The organism is Pseudomonas cannabina, assembly GCF_900100365.1.
Lineage (GTDB): Bacteria > Pseudomonadota > Gammaproteobacteria > Pseudomonadales > Pseudomonadaceae > Aquipseudomonas > Aquipseudomonas cannabina.
In genome coordinates, this window is sequence record NZ_FNKU01000001.1 from 4,877,391 (window position 1) to 4,893,149 (window position 15,759).

The 15,759-nt window shown below is 58.5% G+C and carries 14 protein-coding genes; 4 read left to right on the plus strand and 10 right to left on the minus strand.

Annotation, left to right across the window (positions count from 1 at the left end; genetic code table 11):
- The 7 genes from BLT55_RS23085 to BLT55_RS23115 form a co-directional block, all read right to left on the minus strand.
- The gene (locus BLT55_RS23085; RefSeq protein ID WP_055000912.1) at nucleotides 1–1,023 is read right to left on the minus strand and encodes an ABC transporter permease; all 1,023 of its coding nucleotides are present in this window, start codon (nucleotides 1,021–1,023) and stop codon (nucleotides 1–3) included.
- The gene (locus BLT55_RS23090; RefSeq protein ID WP_055000913.1) at nucleotides 1,023–2,090 is read right to left on the minus strand and encodes a microcin C ABC transporter permease YejB; all 1,068 of its coding nucleotides are present in this window, start codon (nucleotides 2,088–2,090) and stop codon (nucleotides 1,023–1,025) included. The genes BLT55_RS23085 and BLT55_RS23090 overlap by 1 nt, the downstream gene beginning before the upstream one ends.
- A gap of 1 nt (nucleotide 2,091) precedes the next feature.
- Nucleotides 2,092–3,975, minus strand: coding sequence for an extracellular solute-binding protein (locus tag BLT55_RS23095; RefSeq protein WP_055000914.1), 1,884 nt, complete (start codon nucleotides 3,973–3,975; stop codon nucleotides 2,092–2,094).
- 144 nt (nucleotides 3,976–4,119) lie between these two features.
- Entirely contained in the window at nucleotides 4,120–6,834 is a 2,715-nt protein-coding gene (locus BLT55_RS23100) for a TonB-dependent receptor (RefSeq protein ID WP_055000915.1), read from the minus strand.
- Between the two features lie 203 nt (nucleotides 6,835–7,037).
- Nucleotides 7,038–7,439 carry an ExbD/TolR family protein gene (locus BLT55_RS23105; RefSeq protein ID WP_002555939.1) on the minus strand — a complete coding sequence of 134 codons (402 nt, stop codon included), beginning with the start codon at nucleotides 7,437–7,439 and terminating at the stop codon, nucleotides 7,038–7,040.
- Nucleotides 7,439–8,125, minus strand: coding sequence for a MotA/TolQ/ExbB proton channel family protein (locus BLT55_RS23110; protein WP_007248263.1), 687 nt, complete (start codon nucleotides 8,123–8,125; stop codon nucleotides 7,439–7,441). The genes BLT55_RS23105 and BLT55_RS23110 overlap by 1 nt, the downstream gene beginning before the upstream one ends.
- A gap of 71 nt (nucleotides 8,126–8,196) precedes the next feature.
- Complete coding sequence (locus BLT55_RS23115) at nucleotides 8,197–9,021, minus strand: energy transducer TonB (RefSeq protein WP_074800957.1); 825 nt, start codon at nucleotides 9,019–9,021, stop codon at nucleotides 8,197–8,199.
- Between the two features lie 422 nt (nucleotides 9,022–9,443).
- Between BLT55_RS23115 and BLT55_RS23120 the strand changes: the two genes are divergently transcribed.
- Nucleotides 9,444–10,517, plus strand: a complete 1,074-nt coding sequence (locus BLT55_RS23120; RefSeq protein WP_074800012.1) for an IS630 family transposase — start codon at nucleotides 9,444–9,446, stop codon at nucleotides 10,515–10,517.
- A gap of 904 nt (nucleotides 10,518–11,421) precedes the next feature.
- On the opposite strand, the gene BLT55_RS23125 is transcribed toward BLT55_RS23120, so the two are convergent.
- On the minus strand, nucleotides 11,422–12,576 hold the full coding sequence (locus BLT55_RS23125; protein ID WP_054999867.1) for a cysteine desulfurase family protein: 1,155 nt from the start codon (nucleotides 12,574–12,576) through the stop codon (nucleotides 11,422–11,424).
- Nucleotides 12,577–13,107: 531 nt separating this feature from the next.
- On the opposite strand from BLT55_RS23125, the gene BLT55_RS23130 reads away from it, so the two are divergent.
- Nucleotides 13,108–13,578 (plus strand): Lrp/AsnC family transcriptional regulator, encoded by a 471-nt coding sequence (locus BLT55_RS23130; RefSeq protein ID WP_007248268.1) that lies wholly within the window; start codon nucleotides 13,108–13,110, stop codon nucleotides 13,576–13,578.
- An 83-nt stretch (nucleotides 13,579–13,661) separates the two neighbouring features.
- Nucleotides 13,662–13,916 (plus strand): hypothetical protein, encoded by a 255-nt coding sequence (locus BLT55_RS23135; RefSeq protein ID WP_007248269.1) that lies wholly within the window; start codon nucleotides 13,662–13,664, stop codon nucleotides 13,914–13,916.
- Here the strand turns inward: BLT55_RS23135 and BLT55_RS23140 are convergent.
- Both BLT55_RS23140 and BLT55_RS23145 read right to left on the minus strand, forming a co-directional pair.
- On the minus strand, nucleotides 13,838–14,404 hold the full coding sequence (locus BLT55_RS23140) for a DUF4411 family protein (RefSeq protein ID WP_074800961.1): 567 nt from the start codon (nucleotides 14,402–14,404) through the stop codon (nucleotides 13,838–13,840). The two genes, BLT55_RS23135 and BLT55_RS23140, sit on opposite strands and share 79 nt — an antisense overlap.
- The gene (locus BLT55_RS23145) at nucleotides 14,401–15,537 is read right to left on the minus strand and encodes an ImmA/IrrE family metallo-endopeptidase (protein WP_054999866.1); all 1,137 of its coding nucleotides are present in this window, start codon (nucleotides 15,535–15,537) and stop codon (nucleotides 14,401–14,403) included. The genes BLT55_RS23140 and BLT55_RS23145 overlap by 4 nt, the downstream gene beginning before the upstream one ends.
- Nucleotides 15,538–15,551: 14 nt before the next feature.
- On the opposite strand from BLT55_RS23145, the gene BLT55_RS23150 reads away from it, so the two are divergent.
- On the plus strand, nucleotides 15,552–15,740 hold the full coding sequence (locus tag BLT55_RS23150) for a hypothetical protein (RefSeq protein WP_054999865.1): 189 nt from the start codon (nucleotides 15,552–15,554) through the stop codon (nucleotides 15,738–15,740).
- Nucleotides 15,741–15,759 lie beyond the last annotated feature (19 nt).

Sequence of the window (15,759 nt, forward strand, 5' to 3'; positions counted from 1 at the left end):
TCAGCTCCGAGGATCAAACGCGTCACGGCAGGCTTCGCCGATGAACACCAGCAACGAAAGGATCAAGGCCAGCACCACGAACGCCGTCAGGCCCAGCCAGGGCGCTTGCAGATTGCGCTTGGCCTCACCGATCAGTTCGCCCAGCGAGGCGCTGCCCGCCGGCATGCCGAAGCCGAGAAAATCCAGCGCAGTGAGCGTGGCGATGGCGCCGGTGATGATGAACGGCAGGTAAGTCAGGGTGCTGGTCATCACGTTGGGCAGGATGTGTCGCCACATCAGCGCGGCATCGGTCAGGCCCAGTGCGCGCGCCGCTTTGACGTATTCCAGATTGCGCCCGCGCAGGAACTCGGCGCGCACCACGTCCATCAGCGACAGCCAGGAAAACAGCGCCATGATGCCCAGCAGCCACCAGAAATTCGGTGACACAAAGCCGGACAGAATGATCAGCAGGTACAGCACCGGCAAACCCGACCAGATCTCCTGAATGCGCTGCCCGATCAGGTCGGTCATGCCGCCGTAATAGCCCTGAATCGCCCCGGCACAGACACCAATCACCGTGCTGATGATGGTCAGCAGCAGGGCAAACAGAATGGAAATCCGCGCCCCGAACAGCACGCGTGCGAGCACATCGCGCGCCTGTTCGTCGGTGCCCAGCCAGTTGATGCCATCCGGCCGGCTGGGGGACGGCGCGTCCAGGTCGTAATTGATGGTGTCGTAGCTGAACGGGATCGGCGCGAACAGCATCCAGCCATTCTTCGCGGCGATCAGCTTGCGCACGTAGTCGCTGGCATAGTCCGGTTCGAAGGGCAGTTCGCCGCCGAAATCGGTTTCCATGTAGGTGTGCAGCACCGGGTAATACATCTGGCCGTCGTAGCGGATCAGCAGCGGTTTGTCGTTGGCGATCAGCTCGCCGCACAGGCACACCAGCATCAGGGCGATGAAGATCCACAGCGACCACCAGCCACGCCGGTTGGCCTTGAACAGGTCGAAGCGTCGCCGGGTCTGGGGAGAGAACTCGAACATCAGGCGCTCCTCGCGGAAAAGTCGATACGCGGGTCGACCAGCGTGTAGCACAGGTCGCCGATCAGTTTGATCAGCAGGCCGAACAGCGTGAACAGGAACAACGTGCCGAACACGATGGGGTAGTCCCGCGAGACCGCTGCCTCGTAACTCATGCGCCCCAGGCCGTCGAGGCCGAAGATGGTTTCGATCAGCAGCGAACCGGCGAAGAACACTTCAATCAGGGCCTGCGGGATGCCGGCGATGACCAGCAACATGGCGTTGCGAAACACATGGCCGTACAGCACGCGATGCTCGGTCAGGCCCTTGGCCCGCGCCGTGACCACGTACTGGCGGCTGATTTCGTTGAGGAAGCTGTTTTTGGTCAGGATGGTCAGCGTGGCAAACCCGCCGATCACCAGTGCGCTGACCGGCAGCACCAGGTGCCACAGATAGTCCTTCACCTTGCCCCAGGTGCTCAGGCTGTCGGCGTTTTCCGAGAACAGCCCCTGCGCCGGAAACCAGCTCAGGTAGCTGCCGCCGGCAAACACCACAATCAACAGGATGGCGAACAGAAACGCGGGCGTCGCGTAGCCGATGATCACCAGCGTGCTGCTCCACACATCGAACGCGCTGCCATGCCGCACCGCTTTGCGAATGCCCAGCGGGATGGAAATCAGGTAGGTGATCAACGTTGCCCAGAGCCCGAGTGACAGCGACACCGGCAGCTTTTGCGCAATCAACTCCGTCACTGGCGCACCCCGGAAGAAGCTGGTGCCGAAGTCCAGTTGCGCGTAGTTCTTGAGCATCAGCCAGAGCCGTTCGTGCATTGGTTTGTCGAAACCGTAATGCTCCTTGATCTGCTCGATCAGCGCCGGGTCCAGCCCGCGCGTGCTGCGGCTGGCGGTGCCGCTTGCGGCCACTTCACCGCCGCCGCCACCCACCCCGTTGGGGCTGAAACCCTGAATGCGCGCGATGGCCTGCTCGACCGGTCCGCCAGGCGCGGCCTGCACGATCAGGAAGTTGACAATCAGAATCGCCAGCAGCGTCGGAATGATCAGCAGCAGGCGTCGAATCACGTAAGCCAGCATCTCAATGCTCCTTCGCAGCGGTGGTCTTGCCGGGGAGTGCAGCGGCCTGGGCGTTGGTCAGCGGCGTCGGGCTGATCTGCCACCAGGTTTCCAGGCCCACGTCGTAGATCGGCTCGACCTCAGGCATGCCGAAGCGGTTGGCGAACACCAGCGGTATGCCTTTGGAGTAGTAGTTGGGAATCATGTAGTAGCCCCATTGCAGGACCCGATCCAGCGACCTGGCGTAGAGCACCATGTCGTTGCGCGTGTTGGCGCTCACCAGCCCGTCGATCAGCGTGTCCACCGCCGGGTTGCGCAACACCATTGCGTTGGAACTGCCGACTTCGGTGGCGCTTTGCGAGCCAAACAGGTTGTACAGTTCGCGGCCTGGAGAAATGATCGGGTTGCCGCTCTTTGGCAGGCTGACCACGATCATGTCGTAGTCCCGCGCATTGAGCCGGTTGATGTATTGCGCCGAATCGATGCGCAGGAAATCCAGGGTGATGCCGATCTGCGCCAGAGTGCGTTTGAACGGCAGAATCAGTCGGTCGAAGCCGCCCTGACCGTCGAGAAAACTAAACACCATCGGCTCGCCCGCAGCGTTGACCAGCTTGTTGTCTTTCGGGTGCCAGCCCGCCTCGGCCAGCAGCTTCAAGGCCTGTAATTGCTTGTCACGGATGTAACCGCTGCCATCGGTTTTCGGCGGCTGATACACCTTGGTGAACACCTCATCCGGCACCTGCCCGCGCAAGGGCTCGAGAATCTTCAGTTCGGCGGCGGTCGGCAGTTCAGTGGCAGCCATGTCGCTCTTCGGAAAGTAGCTTTGTTCGCGCACGTAGAAATTGCGCATGACCCGCCGGTTGATCCAGTCGAAATCCCACAGCAGCGACAGCGCTTCACGCACGCGGCGATCCTTGAACACCGGCTTGTCCAGATTGAACACAAAGCCCTGCGCCGGCACTGGACGTTGCTGAGCGGCGATGCGTTTTTGCAGACGCCCGTCGTCGATGGCCGGGCCGCTGTAGCCGACCACGAAACCGGAAGACGAGAACTCGCGGTTGTAATCGAACGTCCCCGCCTGGAGCAGTTGGCGAGCGATTTCCGTGTCGCCGTAGTAGTTCACGGTCAGGCTGTCGAAGTTGTACAGGCCACGGCTGACTGGCAGGTCCTTGCCCCACCAGTCCTTGACTCGTTCGAAGGTGACGCTGCGCCCGGCGTCGACCTTGGCGACCCGGTATGGCCCGTTGCCCAGTGGCGGCTCGAAACCACCGCCGTTGGCGAAGTCGCGGGTCTTCCACCAGTGCTCCGGCAAGATATGCAGGCTGGCAATGTCCAGGGCCAGCATGCGATTGAGGTTGTTCTTGAAGTCGAAGCGAATCTGTAGCGGCCCTTCGATGGTCACCGCTTTGACGTCGGCGAACATGGGGCGATAACTGAAGCTGGCCTTGGTGGTCATCAGCTCGAAGGTGTAGCGCACGTCTTCAGCCGTGACGGGTTTGCCGTCCTCGAAACGCGCCTTGGGGTTGAGGAAAAAACGAATCCACAGACCGTCGGGGTCCATCTCCATTTTTTCCGCGACCAGCCCATAGACCGTGTACGGCTCGTCCAGCGAGCGGTAGGCCAGTGGCGAATAAACCCAGGTGTCGACTTGCACCACACTGATGCCCTGATCGACGTAAGGGTTGAGGTAGTTGAACTGGCCGATTTCTTCCGCCGAACGGGTCAGCGAACCGCCTTTCGGAGCGTTCGGGTTGACGTAGTCGAAGTGCTGGAAGCCAGCCGGGTATTTCGGTGCCTCGCCATAAACAGTCAAGGCGTGGGTCGGCGCGGCTTGCGCGACCTGCCAGCAACTCAATAGCGCTACACCCAGAATCAGGCGCCGCAAAAAACGGGTATGACGCAACATGGTGGGGCTTTCCTCGTACGCACTGAATGACGATGGGTCGCGAAAAAGCCCCCGGCCGGGGAAGGTGGATGAAACCTGGGCCGGAGGGGGCGAGCTCGCAATCTGACGTGGCCCACGGAGCGTGTATGGGCCACGTCGTCACACTCAGAAGTGGTAAGTCGCGCGTGCGAACAGGGTGCGGCCCAACGGATCGGCATAACGAGGGTCATAGCCGGACTGGAAGTTGTAGGCCTGGTTGGAGAACGGCGGGTTACGGTCAAACAGGTTGCGTACCCCGGCATCGATATCCAGCACCTTGTCAAAGGTGTGGCCGACCGACATGTCCCACAGCGCATACGACGCAACCCGCGCGTTGGTGGTGCGGTCGTAGTCGTTGTAGCCGCTGGTGAAGCGGTTGGTGAGGGAGGCGCGGGTGTCACCCAGCGACCAGGTGCCGGTCAACACGTGTTTCCAGCGCGCGATCACGCCATCGCCCTGGAAGTCGCCCACCTTGTCGGTGTACGGGCCGTCGATGATGTTCTGGAAGTCATAACGGGTTACGTAAGTGCCGGTCATGCCCAGACCGAACTGACCGTAAGGCGTGTTCGGAAAGCGATAGTCGAGGGTAACGTCGACACCGCTGGTCTTGACGATACCCAAGTTGGCGTTGCCGGTCACGATGTTGGCAATCGAACCATCGGCGGCGCGGATGTAGCGGTCGGCGTAGGTGTTCGGGTCATCGAACACGGTCGACTCAGGGAACGACTGAATCTGGTTGGAGATGTGAATCCACCAGAAATCCAGGCCCATCGACAGGTTGTTGACCGGCTGATAGACGAAGCCCAAGGTCATGTTACGGGCTTTTTCCGGGGCCAGATCCGTGTTGCCGCCGCTGTTGTTGAGGAATTGCTGCCCGCAGTCGCGACCGGCATTGCCGCCAGGCTGCACGGTGCCGCCTGCACACAGAACCGGATCGTTGTAATAGCCCTGAGTGAAGGTTGTGCTGCGTGGTGCATACAGTTCATAAAGCGACGGTGCGCGGAAGCCTTCGCTGTACGCGCCGCGAACCACCAATTGCTTGAACGGCTGATAACGGAACGAGTATTTCGGGTTGGTGGTGCTGCCGAAGTCGCTGTATTTGTCGTGACGGACGGCGGCAGTCAGCTCGAGGCTGTCCAGTACCGGTACGTTCAGCTCGGCGTACTCGGCTTTGACGCTGCGATCACCGCCTGCGCTGCCCGCCGCATCTGCACCAAGGCTGCTGATGTCGTTGACGAAGGCTTCGTAGGTCTGATGCATTTTCTCTTTGCGGTATTCACCGCCGAGCGCCAGACCTGCAGGGCCTGCGCCGAACCAGTCACCGATTTCCCGACTGATGCGCGCATCGAGTCCGGCCACGCGGCCCACGGCGCTGGAGTACTGGCCGTGGTATTCGTTGGCATCGATCAGCGCCTGGCCCGCTGCAGTTTGAGGTCCGAAGGGGTTAAGCGTGCCATTGGCCAGACCATTGATCATCGCCGCGTCACTGACATAGCCGCTGTCGACCGAGGAGAGCACTTTGTTCTGGTTGTACGAAGCGCCGACGTTGTAGTCCCAGCCGCCCACCAGACCGTCGAAGTTGAGCAGGAAACGCTGACTGGTGTTCTGGTCGCTTGAGCCACGCGCGCCGGCCGCCGTTTCGCGCCAGGCAGTTGTGACGGGTTGGGTCGGATCGAGGGTGAAGTCGGTCGGCGCCGGAGTGATGCCGTTGCCTGGGTAGAACGGCGACGATGAGTCCAGCGACAGGCCGGTGAGCGGCGCGGGACCAATGCCGGTCTCGTTATTGTTGCGTGCCCAGAAATATTCGAGGCTGACGTTGTGATCGTCGGCGAGCTTGCCGGTGGCCTTGCCGAAGAACGAGGTTTTTTCAGTCTGCGGGATCAGATCGATGTAGTTCCGGGTACTGAAGCGGCAGACACCATTGCTGGCAATCAGGTTCGGGCCGCCGCAGTTTGTGCCCAGCGGGTTGGCGGCATTGTCGCCCTGAAAATAGTTAGCGGGGTACGCGGTACCGGAGGTCTGGTTAAGACCGCGTCCTGGCCGATAATCTTTGGCAAATGAACGGTCGTTGGCGTCCAGGTTTTGCTGCTTGTTGTAGTTGAACACGCCCATCACGTTGAAGCGATCTTCCTCCAGATCGCCAAAGCCCCAGCTGGCGCTCATGTCTTTGGTCGCACCGCCGCCGCTGGCAGTCGGCGTTTCGCCGCCCAGCGTGAGGCTGCCGTCAGTCAGGGATTTTTTCGTGATGAAGTTGATCACGCCGCCAATAGCGTCGGTGCCGTACAGCGCCGAGGCCCCGTCACGCAGCACTTCCACACGGTCGATGGCGGCGAACGGAATCATGTTCAGGTCGACGGCACTGCCGCTGGGAACACCGGAAAGCGCGTTGTTGGCCAGGCGGCGGCCGTTGAGCAGCACCAGCGTCTTGTTCGCACCAATGCCGCGCATGTCGGCGTAAGAAGCCCCGCCTGTTCCAGACCCGATCGAACCCGCGCTGTTGTTGATCGACTGGCTGCCGGTGATGCGCTGGACCATTTCCTGAGTGGTGGTCACGCCCTGTTTCTTCAGGTCTTCGGCGCGCAGGATGGTAATCGGCACGGCGGTTTCGGCATCGACCCGGCGGATCGCCGAACCGGTCACTTCAACACGTTGCAATTGAGTCGTGGCAGGCACAACCGCTGCAGTCGAGGACACGGCCGAACTGCTCGTGTCTGCATCGACGGCATCTGCCGCCTGGGCACCGCTCATGCCCATGGCCAATGCACAGAGCAGGGCACGTGGATGACGCCGGACCGCGAGGGCCAGTGGTTTGAGGGTGCAACCGGGAAGATTCATCAGCATGGTTAGTTCCGACTTGATCCAGACATTATTGAAATGGCCTTGTGAGCCCTCTGTTCCCGACGCGGTTGTGCCGAGCGGGTATTCCACTTCTCTTCTTCCAGCAAGCCGCTCCCCTCCAGGGGCTTTTCAGCCCACGGACGACTGCATTCACGGGAGTCGGGTCAGACGGCTTCGCGCGGCGAAGCCCTCGGATCACACTTGGTTCATTTCGCCGTCATCACGGATATCTTCGTGATACCGGAACGCTCGATGGACGCCATGGCCTTGGCCACCTGGCCGTAGTTCACGGCGGTGTCGGCCTGCAACTGAACGCGGATTTCCGGGTCCTTGGCCTTTTCGTCCTGCAGGCTTTTTTCCAGCAGCTCCGGGGCGATTTCCGATTTGGCGAGGTAGAACTTGCCGTCCTGATCAACGCTGACCACCACCGGGTTTTTCTTCTCGGCAGGCGCGACCGCGTCGGTCTTGGGCAGGTTGACCTTGATGGCGTTGGTCATCAGCGGCGTGGTGACGATGAACACCACCAGCAGCACGAGCATCACGTCCACCAGCGGCGTGACGTTCATTTCGCTGAGCACTTCATCGCTGTCTTGAGTGGAGAACGACATTAGCTGGCCTCCCGAACGGCATGGCCGTTCTTGCTGGCGATGGGCTGACGGGTAACGGCAAAGGCGCTGCGCTGGGCGAGGGCGTCGAAGTCGTGGGCGAAGTCATCCATGTCGGCCACGGCGAGCTTGAGCCGGCGCAGGAAAAAGTTGTAAATCAGCACGGCAGGCACAGCGACAGCGATACCCACGCCGGTGGCGACCAGCGCGTGACCGATGGGGCCCGCGACCGCCTCAAGGCTGGCCGAGCCGGTCAGACCGATGCTTTGTAGCGCTTCCATGATCCCCCAGACCGTACCGAACAGGCCGATAAAGGGCGCGGTGGAGCCGATACTGGCAAGAATCGCCTGGCCGCTTTCCAGCGCACGACGCTCTTTCTGAATCTGCTGGCGCAGGTTGCGCTCCAGGCGGTCCGAGCGGTTGATGGTGTGCGCCAGTTGCTGCGTGGTCCGCGGCGACTCATCGACCGCCATCGCCTCGAAACCGCTGTTGGCGATACGTGCCAGGGCGCCAGGGTATTGCGCCGCATGCTCGGCGGCGGTGAGCAGATCCGGCGCACTCCAGAATGCCTTGGTGAACTGTTTGTTCTGCGACTTCTGGCGGACGTACTGCGCCGACTTGATCAGCAACAGGGCCCAACTCAACACGGAAAACACAATCAATGCCCAGAGCACGGCGGGGACGATCATGGAAGAGAGCGATGCGTTCATGGTTTAAACCTCACCAGCTTTAAATGAATTGTCGGTTGTCATGCGCCGGATCATTCCGGCAGCTTGAAGTCGATGGTCTGCGTCGCGAAGCCTTCTATCGGCGTATCGCCCCGCTTGGCCGGGATAAACTTCCAGTTGCGCACAGCCTCCACGGCCGCTTCGTCCAGTACCGGCTTGCCGCTGGATTTGGTCACCTCGACAGCCCCTGCGCGTCCGTTTGGCAGCACCTTGATGCGCAGTACCACGCGACCTTCCCAACTGCGACGCAGGGCCAGCCCCGGATATTCCGGCGGCGGATTGCCCAGGCTGGCGAGCCCGGAAACAGCCGCACTTTCCTTGGCCGGAGCGGGTGGCGCAGCAGGTGCCGGTGGTGCGGGCGTAGGTGTTGGCGGCGCAGGCGGGCTCGGCGCAGCAACCGGTGTCGGTGCAGGCGGCGTCGGCTTTTTCACCGGCTCAACCTTCTTGACCGGCTTGGGCTTCTCGACCTTCGGCTTTTCCACCGGCTTGGGCGGCGGCTCCACGGCGTCCGGGTCTTCGACGGGCTGTTCCGGCTCGGGTGGCGGCGGCGGTGGGGGAGGCGGAGGTGGTGGTTCGGGCGGCGGTGGTTCTGGCGCAGGTGGCGTCGGGCTGGTCAGTTCAATGGTCATTTCCGGAACTTGTGGCGCAACTTCCGGCAGCTCGGGCTGTGCGGTTTGCATGTACCACCAGATGACGCCATGGATAAGGACCGACGCAGTAATCAATACCATTACTTGCGGCCTGTTAAGGCCGCCTGGGCGAGACGTATTGGCTTTGAAAGGGATGCCCTGCCACGCCGTCGACGTTTCATCGGGCGATGGACCGGGGACCGCTTTCATTATAACCGCATCATTCATTAACGCTCCCTCGGGTAGTTGAAGGGCAATAAAAGTCCGTTCGAATATTTCGTGAATATTCGAATGCTGGATAGCCGCACGTTAGTCAGGTGCATGACACCATTGAACCTGCGCGCAGGCACAGGCTCAAACGGGGGAACGAGTTCTAAACCAAGCCATTCGCATTGCTCATCCTTGTGTTCTTATCGTCATGTACCAGGACGTACATTCGTGTTCCTGAAAAGTTACATTGCAACCGCTGTGCCAGAAACCCTCGTGCCAGAGGCTTGATACGCTTCTATGTCGCATTCCTGTAACTATTTAACGAATACAGCTTCCAAGGCGATGAAAGCGGGTCGATCCCCTAGTGTGCTGTTCGCGAAATATCTTTTCGTTATTTTCGGCTACACTTCAGATGTCATCCCAGCCGTGGAGAGCTTATCGTGAGCGCTCTGGACATCACGCTTAGCCTTGAAGAAACGATCGAACTCAAACGACGCGTTCGCTCTGCCACCATACCTCAGCGAGAGGGTCGTCGAGCACGCATAATCCTGCTGGCTGCCGAAGGTGAAACCCGAGACAACATTGCACGTTTGACGGGCTTTTCCTGCCCAACGATCACGCTCTGGTGCCAGCGTTTCCAGGCTCGTCGACTGGGCGGACTGGTCGACGAACCTGGGCGTGGACGCAAGTCATCTTTGCCTGCCGAGACAGTTCGCCGTGTCCTGGAACAGGTCACCCGTCCTCGCATCGGAGAACCACGCTGGAGCTGTCGGAGCATGGCAAAGGCGGCGGGTATTTCCTCGACCACCGTCCATAAGCTGTGGGCTGCCAATGATTTAAAGCCCCACCTGACGCGCACATTCAAGTTGTCCAACGATCCGCAGTTTGAGGAGAAATTCTGGGATGTGATCGGGCTTTATCTGGCCCCACCGGATAAGGCTTTAGTGTTGTGCTGTGATGAGAAAAGCCAGGTTCAGGCGTTGGAGCGAACACAGCCGGGTTTGCCTTTGGGCATCGGTCATATCCAGACTAAATCCCATGATTACACCCGTCATGGCACGGTCACGTTATTCGCCGCACTGGATTACCTCCAAGGAAAATTGATCAGCAGCATCGAGCGTCAGCACCGGCATCAAGAGTGGTTGGCCTTTCTCAAGAAGATCAATAAAGAAACGCCCAAACACCTCCAGCTTCATCTGATCGTCGATAACTACGCGACCCACAAGCATGCCGCAGTGAAGGCCTGGCTGGCGAAGCATCCGCGTTTTCATATTCATTTCACGCCGACCTCCAGCTCTTGGATGAACATGGTTGAACGCTTCTTTCGAGACATCACGGTGTATCTTCGCGACGGCAGTTTTGCCTCGGTTCGCGAGCTGGAGAGCTCCATTACAGCGTTCATGGCGTTACGTAATGCTCAGCCGACCCGATACGTTTGGAACGCAAAGGGAGAGGAGATTCTGAACAAAATTCAACGGGCGCGTGAAGCACTTGAAACCGCAGGCAATAAGTAACTTATTTCGAAAACATCACACTAGAACTTGCTATAAATATGAGGATGTATAGATACCCTCTGATAATTCAGACGAACTGAAAAAGCGTGACCTGGTGGTCGGTTTTCTGGATGCACCAACAAGGTCTGTTGGTGATCAAGTTGGTGCGTTAGTGGGTCATATTTTCAAAAGTGGACACTCCTGACAGGTGGCGATCGATAAAATCCCAAAAATAAATAGCCGCCGAAAGATGATGGCTAGATGAAGCTTTTTTAATAAAAATTGTCTGACAATCAAAGCTTGTTAGTTGCCAGTAGTAGCCGCGAAACAGGCGCTTTGTGTTTAGGAGGCGCGCAAGTACGCAAGGCCCTGATTAATCAATCAGAACAAGCAAAAAACAGCACAAATGATTTACGTAAAAAAGTGCCGGGCTTTCAGAAAAACGCCAACGGGCACAGCCAATGCTGAGGTGGCCGGGCAGGACGGCTCGTCGTCGACCGATAGCGCAGAGGCTGGTCGTCGGTGCAGCACGGGTTTGAAACGGTACTCATTTGGCACGCTTAGATTCCTTTCCTGGTGAGGCGCGAGACTTGTGATCAGGCGCCTGCACTGTTTATGGACGCTTTGGCGTCCGTGGACTGCATTTGGTGCGTGTGGGCACCCCTTCAATGCAGCAAGTGCCATTGGTTTATGGCACGCGTGTTCCACAAGAAAGAACTGTGCCAATTTGTGTCTTTTTGTATCTGGAGGGCTACATTTTCTTTAGGTGCTAGGTGCTAGGTGCTAGGTGCTAGGTGCTAGGTGCTAGGTGCTAGGTGCTAGGTGCTAGGTGCTAGCTGCTAGCTGCGAGCTTTGGAGTATTGGTCGGGAGGGGAAATCGAGGGAGAGCCGCCCATGACGCGGGCGGCTTGAGAGGCTTTGTGAATTACCAGAACGCAGCAGGCGCGCTGAGGGCTTTGTTGAACACTTCAATGGCACGTTCGACATCCGCCTGCGTCGTGTAGCGGCCCAGACTGACGCGCACGCTGGCGAGCGCCTTTGCCGGGTCCATCCCCAGAGCAAGCAATACATGAGAAGGCGCATTACTCGCCGAGTTGCACGCAGAGGTCGAGGACAGCGCCAGGCTGTGCGACAACTGTGAGCTGCTGAAACCGCTGCGGGTGATGCACAGGTTCAGCGTGTGCGGGATGCGCTGTTCAGGACAACCATTGAGGTGCACGTCCGGCAAAGCCAGCAGCCCTTCGCGCAAATGACTGCTCAGTTCCGCGATACGACGGTTTTCAGCCTCGGCCTGATCAATCGCCAGCGCAAACGCCGTGCCCATGCCGACGATCTGATGCGTCGCCAGCGTGCCCGAACGAAAACCGCCTTCGTGCCCGCCGCCGTGGATTTGTGCCTGTAACAGCGAATGAGCACGCGGGCCCACATACAGCGCGCCGATGCCCTTGGGGCCATACGCCTTGTGTGCGGAAAAGGACATCAGGTCCACGGCCAGATTCGCCAGATCGACCTTCACCTTGCCCACTGCCTGCGCAGCGTCCACATGAAACAAAGCGCCATGCTCACGCACCAGTGCGCCAATACTGGCGATATCGGTCAGCGTGCCCAGCTCATTGTTCACCAGCATCAACGACACCAGCAGCGTGTCGTCACGCAAGGCCGCTTGCACCGCCTGTGGCTGGATCAGCCCTTGGGCGTCCGGTTTCAACCAAGTGACCGGAAAACCCTGACGCTCCAGCGTGCTGACCGTATCGAGCACCGCCTTGTGTTCCAGCACGCTGGTAATGATGTGGCGGCGTGGCGCCTTTACGTCGTGAGCGATGCCCTTGATCGCCAGGTTATTGGACTCCGTGGCGCCCGAGGTCCAGACCACCGCCTGCGCAGGCGCACCCACCGCATCCGCCACCTGACGCCGCGCCTGCTCAACAGTCTGCCGTGCGACCTGCCCATAACCATGTCCGCTGGACGCGGGATTACCGAAATGTCCTTCACGGCCCATGCAGGCAACCATGGCTTCGATCACCTGTTCATCGACAGGCGTGGTAGCGGCGTAATCCAGATAAAGCGCAGAGGTGGTCATGAGCAAATTCACTTCGTGATCGGGTCAGAATCAGGGGGTAGCCGTATAAGGCCGATTGCATGAAAGATTACTGATGCAGGAGGGGAAAATTTTTGATATTTGCTCGGGTATCAGCATTTAATGCGAAAAATTATTCGCTTTTGATTGGATTAATACGATTAAAAATTCTAGGATGCTGTCAGGCGTGCAATCTTATAGCCAAGCACTTCTCGTTTCTCACGCTCCACACTCAGGGTTATGCAAGTCGCGATGAGCCCTGAATACGGCGCTGTCAGGCTTCTGCCCGCAGGGCGTGGGATACATCGGTTCTAAAGATTCCGCAGAGTGGGCTTCTGCCCCGAAGAGCGTGGGAGCGAACTTGTTCGCGAAAGGGCCGGTACATTCTCTGAAAATGTATCGTTTGAACTATCGTCTTCGCGAGCAACGCAGATCACCGCCCCGGCCGCCTCACGAGATGTATGTATATGTAAAGCTCAGCGTAGAACACGAAAAACGATCAGCATCTGCCCCGACTTCACTCAGGAACCCCGCATGGACAAATTCGACCGGGCAATTCTCGACATCCTGCAAACCGACTGCACCCGGCCCGTCGCAGACATCGCCGAGCGCATCGGCTTGGGCAGCACCGCATGCTGGCGACGCATACAGAAACTGGAAGAGGCCGGCATCATCGACCGCCGCGTTGCATTGCTCAATCCGCAACGGCTGAATGTATCCGTCAGCGTCTTCGCCGCCATCCGCACCAACCAGCACAACGCAGCCTGGCTCGAACAGTTCCACGCCGCCGTCGGCGACCTGCCCGAAGTGGTCGAGTGCTACCGCATGGCAGGCGACACCGACTATATGTTGCGCATCGTCGTGGCCGACATCGCAGGTTACGACGCCGTCTATAAACAGCTGATCAGCATCCCCGGCATCAGCGACGTGAGCTCAAGCTTCGCCATGGAACAAATCAAATTCACCACCGGCCTGCCACTGCAATACGCATCGTTCGGCGGATAAGCGCCACCACGCTCATCAATTCAATCGAACCCTCAGCGCCACGCCACGTCCACTTTCTTTGGCAAATGAAAAAGGTGGCTGACATGACAACCGATCCGATACTCACCGATCACGTCCCGAAAGAAGACCCGGCCAGCCCGGAGCTGGGTCAATACGACCGCGAAGCCGACCCAGTCCTGGCCATGAATTCAGACAAGCCCGGCGTCGGCTCGGAAAAGGGCGACGAAGTGAAGAAACGCACCGAATACGACGAAGCTTATTATGACGGCGAGCCAGAAGTGTATTCGGATGACCCGGATATCGTGGCGGATGAGGGTGGCGGTGTTTCGCCGGGGTGAGGCAGTACGAACAGGGCGCTGAGGTTGTGTAGCAGCTCAAAGGTGTTCATATAAGGCACGTTGAGCTGCTCGCATAGATTGGGAATGATAAATTTCCGCTTCGCATCCAGATTGCGTACTTCATGCGTCACGACAGTAGCTCCAGAAGTCAGCGCCTTGGCGATTAGCCATGGATCAGCGCCTCTCAAAAACTCTTCCATTGCCCCTGTCTTCATTCCTTGAGCTTGGGCCACTAGTGTTGCGACCCTCACAAAAGCGGTTTGAGTGTCCTCGTCCGAAATGCCTTGAAAAAAGGTCGAATTATCTTTCGCCCAATCTGCCAGCTCATCATGGCCTTTGGTGAGTTCATCTTTGACAGGCTCTATGCTAGCCAAAGAAAATGCCTGATTTTGAAGCAACAACCATTGCCAGTACGCCGGGCATATCTTCATGCCGTAATACCGGTTTTTGGCTTCAATCAACGTGTTGGAGTCGAGAAAATATTTCACAGAGCCATTGTCTCTGACAGCGTTCTCAGCTTGGCAGGCTGTACGCCAAGCAGATTGCCTGCTTCACGCAACAGCATTCGACCGCTCATGGCTTCGATCAACACCGCTCTGCTCAGCCGGGTGCTGTTTTTGGCTGTCGCGTTCCGGTAGTAATTGCCGGCACCACCTTTTTCGTCCTGGAATGCTTTGAGTATTCTTTGGTAATACGCTCCGTACTGCTCTTGTGTGACAAAACCCAGATCCAATGCACGACGACCGATGACAAGCTTACTAACGTGGAACCGCGTGGCAAGTGGGGCCAAATTGCTTTCCCATTCGACGCCGCTATTCCAAAGAGAGCGGAAGCGTTCTTCCGGCACAAGAAACTCACCTGCTACCGCGTTGCAGAAACGCTCTTCTTCTCTGCCGTTTAAAGTGCTTGCGTCAGACACTCCGCTGCTGCCAATCCAGATGTGTGCAAGTTCATGCATCAATGTAAATAAGCGCGCCGTTGGAGCATCAGAGCTGTTGATGAACACGACAGGCGCCAGTGGATTGCTGATGGCAAAACCCCGAAACTCGCTGACTTCCAGCTTGCGATGGGTGTTGCCCAACGCAATACCACTGCGCATAACGAGCACACCGGCCATTTCCGCAGCATCTATCAGCGCACGGCTGTATTTGTCGTAATCGAGGCGAGACGTTTCTGGATCGACGCCGAGGGTCTGACGAATATCGTTCACTACGGCTTTGACAGGCGATCGGCTGTCAAAGCGGCCCACAAATGCCAGCGGCTGTTGCTCGTGGTTGTAGAGATACTCCAGATACCAGTCCTGCTTGCGAATGGCGTCCTTTACCGTATCCAGAAGCTCCAGACTCGGCCGCAGGGGAGCAGAGTTGCCAACCGTTCGTAGGTCAGGCAGCGGAAGCGGCTCGACAGGTGGGTGTAGAAGGAACAAAAAGCCAAAGGGAACATGCGCCACGCTGGCCCACTTTTGAGCCTGAAGAAAGGTCGGTTTTGCCTCGCCCGCTTCCCACTCCTCGACCCGTTCAGGTTTTACAGGTAGCTTTCTGGCGAGCTGAGCGGCAGACAACCCTGCACGTTCGCGGGACCACGTGAGGATGCTGGGATTAACAAACGCGACTTGGCTCATGGCGGATTCGGAATATGAGAAAGGGCTTTATCGAGCTGATCCATGCAAAGGCTGCCGGGCATTGCCTTCTCCTTGGCGATGACGCACCGCAGGCTGCGGCGCATGTCCGTACATTATGGGCTGGCAACGCCACGGTCAATGACAGCGGCGTCGGATATGGCGGCAATGATGAACCTGATAATCAGGAGCGTGTCGGTAAATAATTACCACATTCACCGTATC

Excerpts from the sequence above, each read along its gene's own strand:
- BLT55_RS23100 (WP_055000915.1), bottom strand. The coding sequence starts at position 6,834 with ATGCTGATGAATCTTCCCGGTTGCACCCTCAAACCACTGGCCCTCGCG.
- BLT55_RS23125 (WP_054999867.1), bottom strand. The coding sequence starts at position 12,576 with ATGACCACCTCTGCGCTTTATCTGGATTACGCCGCTACCACGCCTGTC.
- BLT55_RS23110 (WP_007248263.1), bottom strand. The coding sequence starts at position 8,125 with ATGATCGTCCCCGCCGTGCTCTGGGCATTGATTGTGTTTTCCGTGTTG.
- BLT55_RS23090 (WP_055000913.1), bottom strand. The coding sequence starts at position 2,090 with ATGCTGGCTTACGTGATTCGACGCCTGCTGCTGATCATTCCGACGCTG.
- BLT55_RS23115 (WP_074800957.1), bottom strand. The coding sequence starts at position 9,021 with ATGAATGATGCGGTTATAATGAAAGCGGTCCCCGGTCCATCGCCCGAT.
- BLT55_RS23145 (WP_054999866.1), bottom strand. The coding sequence starts at position 15,537 with ATGAGCCAAGTCGCGTTTGTTAATCCCAGCATCCTCACGTGGTCCCGC.
- BLT55_RS23150 (WP_054999865.1), top strand. The coding sequence starts at position 15,552 with ATGAGAAAGGGCTTTATCGAGCTGATCCATGCAAAGGCTGCCGGGCAT.
- BLT55_RS23085 (WP_055000912.1), bottom strand. The coding sequence starts at position 1,023 with ATGTTCGAGTTCTCTCCCCAGACCCGGCGACGCTTCGACCTGTTCAAG.
- BLT55_RS23105 (WP_002555939.1), bottom strand. The coding sequence starts at position 7,439 with ATGTCGTTCTCCACTCAAGACAGCGATGAAGTGCTCAGCGAAATGAAC.
- BLT55_RS23130 (WP_007248268.1), top strand. The coding sequence starts at position 13,108 with ATGGACAAATTCGACCGGGCAATTCTCGACATCCTGCAAACCGACTGC.
- BLT55_RS23095 (WP_055000914.1), bottom strand. The coding sequence starts at position 3,975 with ATGTTGCGTCATACCCGTTTTTTGCGGCGCCTGATTCTGGGTGTAGCG.
- BLT55_RS23135 (WP_007248269.1), top strand. The coding sequence starts at position 13,662 with ATGACAACCGATCCGATACTCACCGATCACGTCCCGAAAGAAGACCCG.